The organism is Thiomonas sp. (assembly GCF_054608695.1).
The window spans coordinates 1-3,016 of sequence record NZ_JBTRXV010000191.1 but is presented as its reverse complement, the minus strand read 5'-3'; the positions used below and the strand labels follow the sequence as shown (position 1 = coordinate 3,016).

The following is a 3,016-nucleotide window of genomic DNA, read 5'->3' as shown; positions in this document are numbered from 1 at the left end:
GCCTATTCGATAGCCCGAGTAATGTCCTCGATGACCTTTTTGGCGTCGCCGAAGACCATCATGGTTTTATCGAGGTAGAACAGGTCATTATCCAGGCCGGCATAGCCGGTGGCCATGGAGCGCTTGTTCACGATCACCGTCTTGGCCTTGTAGGCCTCCAGGATGGGCATGCCGGCGATGGGGGACTGCGGATCGGTCTTCGCCGCCGGGTTCACCACATCGTTGGCCCCCAGCACCACGGCCACATCGGCCTGGGCGAACTCGGGGTTGATGTCCTCCATCTCGAACACCTGGTCGTAGGGCACCTCGGCCTCGGCCAGCAGCACATTCATATGCCCCGGCATGCGCCCGGCCACCGGGTGAATGGCGTACTTCACGCTCACCCCCTTGGCCGTGAGCTTGGCCGCCAGCTCCTTCAAGGCATGCTGCGCCCGCGCCACCGCCAGGCCGTACCCCGGCACGATGATCACGCTCTCGGCATTGCCCAGCAGGAAGGCCGCATCGTCCGGGCTGCCCGACTTGGCCGTGCGCTGCGCCCCGCCCGTGGCCGCCGCCTGGGCCTCGCCGCCGAAGCCGCCCAGGATCACGTTGAAGAACGAGCGGTTCATCGCCTTGCACATGATGTAGGAGAGAATCGCCCCGGACGACCCCACCAGCGAGCCGGCGATGATGAGCATGGGGTTCTCCAGCGAGAAGCCGATGCCCGCGGCCGCCCAGCCGGAGTAGCTGTTGAGCATGGACACCACCACCGGCATGTCGGCGCCGCCAATGGGGATGATGATGAGCACGCCGAGGACGAAGGCCAGCGCCAGCATGACGAGGAAGGGCGTCCAGGCCGCCGTGGCCCAGAACCCCAGGCCGAAGCCGATGGTGGCCAGGGCGATGCCCAGGTTGATCCAGTGCTGCGCGGCAAAGCGCACCGGCGCCCCCTGGAACAGGCGGAACTTGTACTGGCCCGAGAGCTTGCCGAAGGCAATGACGGAGCCGCTGAAGGTGATGGCGCCCACAATCGCGCCGATGAACAGCTCCACGCGGTTGCCGTAGGGCAGCGGGTCGCCCATGGCGGCGACGATGCCGAAGGCGTGCGGCTCGGCCACTTCGGCCACGGCGATGCACACGGCCGACAGGCCGATCATGCTGTGCATGAAGGCCACCAGCTCGGGCATCTTCGTCATCTCCACGCGCCGCGCCATGGTGGCGCCGACGGCCCCGCCCACGACGATGGCGCCCAGCACATCGCCCAGGCCGGCGGCCCCGGCGTCGCCGCCGATCTTGAGGATGAGGGCCACGGTGGTGAGCACGGCGATGGCCATGCCGGTCATGCCGAAGACGTTGCCGCGGCGGCTCGAGGCCGGGTGCGACAGGCCCTTGAGGGCCTGGATGAAGAACACCGAGGCGATGAGGTACAGCAGGGTGACCAGGTTCATGCTGAGGGTCATGACCAATCCTTGGATGGGTTCTGGGTTGTGGCGGGCATCGCGGGGGCTGGCGTCATGGCTCAGGGCGCCTTGGGGGCGGGGGCGCGCTCTTTCTTCTTGAACATCTCCAGCATGCGCCGGGTGACGAGAAAGCCGCCGAACACGTTGACCGAGGCCATGGCCACGGCCAGCACGCCCATGCTCTTGCCCAAGGGGGTGACGGTGAGGGCGGCGGCCAGCATGGCGCCGACGATGATGATGGCGGAGATGGCGTTGGTCACCGACATCAGCGGGGTGTGCAGCGCCGGCGTGACGGTCCACACGACGTGGTAGCCGACATAGATGGCCAGCACGAAGATGGTGAGGTTGATGACGAAGGGGGCGATGTCATGCATGGTGGGGATGTCCTTGGCGGATGGCGGGGGCGGCAGGGCGTTGCGGGCGCATCCGTCAGGCGCTCTTGCGCTTGACCTCGCCGCCCTGGGTCATGAGGCAGGCGGCGACGATGTCGTCGTCCAGGTTGACCACCAGCCCGCGGTCCTTGTCGAGCACGAGCTTGAGGAAGTCGAGCACGTTGCGGGCGTAGAGCTGGGAGGCGTCGGCGGCGACCTGGGCGGGCAGGTTGGTGTCGCCCACGATCGTCACGCCGTGCTTGACCACGGTCTGGTCGGCTTCGGTGAGCGGGCAGTTGCCGCCTTGGGCGGCGGCCATGTCGATGATGACCGATCCGGGGCGCATGCCCTGGACCATCGCCTCGCTCACCAGCACCGGGGCGCGCCGCCCGGGGATGAGGGCGGTGGTGATGACGATGTTGGCTTGCTTGACGCGCTCGGCCACCAGGGCGGCCTGGCGCTCGAGCCAGCTTGGGGGCATGGGGCGGGCGTAGCCGCCCACGCCCTGGGCGATCTGGCGTTCTTCGTCGGTCTCGAAGGGCACGTCGATGAACTTGGCGCCCAGCGACTCGATCTGCTCTTTGGCGGCGGGGCGCACGTCGGAGGCTTCGACCACGGCGCCCAGGCGCTTGGCGGTGGCGATGGCCTGCAGCCCGGCCACGCCGGCGCCGAGCACGACCAGGCGGGCGGCCTTGACGGTGCCGGCGGCGGTCATGAGCATGGGCATGAAGCGGGGGTAGAGGTTGGCGGCCAGGAGCACGGCCTTGTAGCCGGCGATGTTGGCCTGGCTGGAGAGCACGTCCAGGCTCTGGGCGCGGGTGGTGCGGGGGGCGGCCTCCAGGGCGAAGGCCGTCAGGCCCGCGCCGGCCAGGGCTTGCAGGCCTTCGGCGTGGAAGGGCTCGAGCATGCCCACCACGGCCGCGCCGGGCTGCATCTGCGCCAGCTCGTGCGGCTGCGGGCGGCGCACTTTGAGCACGAGCTCGGCCCCCAGCGCCGCCGCGGCGTCGACCATCTGGGCGCCGGCGCCCTGGTAGTCGGCGTCGCTGGCCCCGGCGCCCTGCCCGGCTCCGCTTTGCACCAGCACGGTGTGGCCCTGGGCCACCAGCTTCTTGACGGTCTCGGGTGTGGCCGCCACCCGCCGCTCTCCTCCTAAGCTCTCAGCAACAACGCCGATGCGCATCCAGGATTCTCCTTGTGGGTTGGGGA

At 68.9% G+C, this 3,016-nt stretch carries 3 protein-coding genes; all 3 read right to left on the bottom strand.

From position 1 onward, the window contains the following. Positions 1 to 2: 2 nt before the first annotated feature. From ACYCUK_RS24080 to ACYCUK_RS24070, 3 genes are read right to left on the bottom strand one after another with little or no spacing between them, the layout of a single operon-like run. Positions 3 to 1,439, bottom strand: coding sequence for an NAD(P)(+) transhydrogenase (Re/Si-specific) subunit beta (locus ACYCUK_RS24080; RefSeq protein WP_461597108.1), 1,437 nt, complete (start codon positions 1,437 to 1,439; stop codon positions 3 to 5). A gap of 59 nt (positions 1,440 to 1,498) precedes the next feature. Next, the gene (locus tag ACYCUK_RS24075; protein WP_461597107.1) at positions 1,499 to 1,813 is read right to left on the bottom strand and encodes an NAD(P) transhydrogenase subunit alpha part 2; all 315 of its coding nucleotides are present in this window, start codon (positions 1,811 to 1,813) and stop codon (positions 1,499 to 1,501) included. A 55-nt stretch (positions 1,814 to 1,868) separates the two neighbouring features. Then, positions 1,869 to 2,990: a Re/Si-specific NAD(P)(+) transhydrogenase subunit alpha gene (locus ACYCUK_RS24070; RefSeq protein ID WP_461597109.1), complete on the bottom strand. Its 1,122-nt coding sequence runs from the start codon at positions 2,988 to 2,990 to the stop codon at positions 1,869 to 1,871. Positions 2,991 to 3,016: the final 26 nt, after the last annotated feature.

Coding starts and splice junctions, on each gene's coding strand:
- ACYCUK_RS24080 (WP_461597108.1), bottom strand. CDS start 1,439: ATGACCCTCAGCATGAACCTGGTCACCCTGCTGTACCTCATCGCCTCG.
- ACYCUK_RS24070 (WP_461597109.1), bottom strand. CDS start 2,990: ATGCGCATCGGCGTTGTTGCTGAGAGCTTAGGAGGAGAGCGGCGGGTG.
- ACYCUK_RS24075 (WP_461597107.1), bottom strand. CDS start 1,813: ATGCATGACATCGCCCCCTTCGTCATCAACCTCACCATCTTCGTGCTG.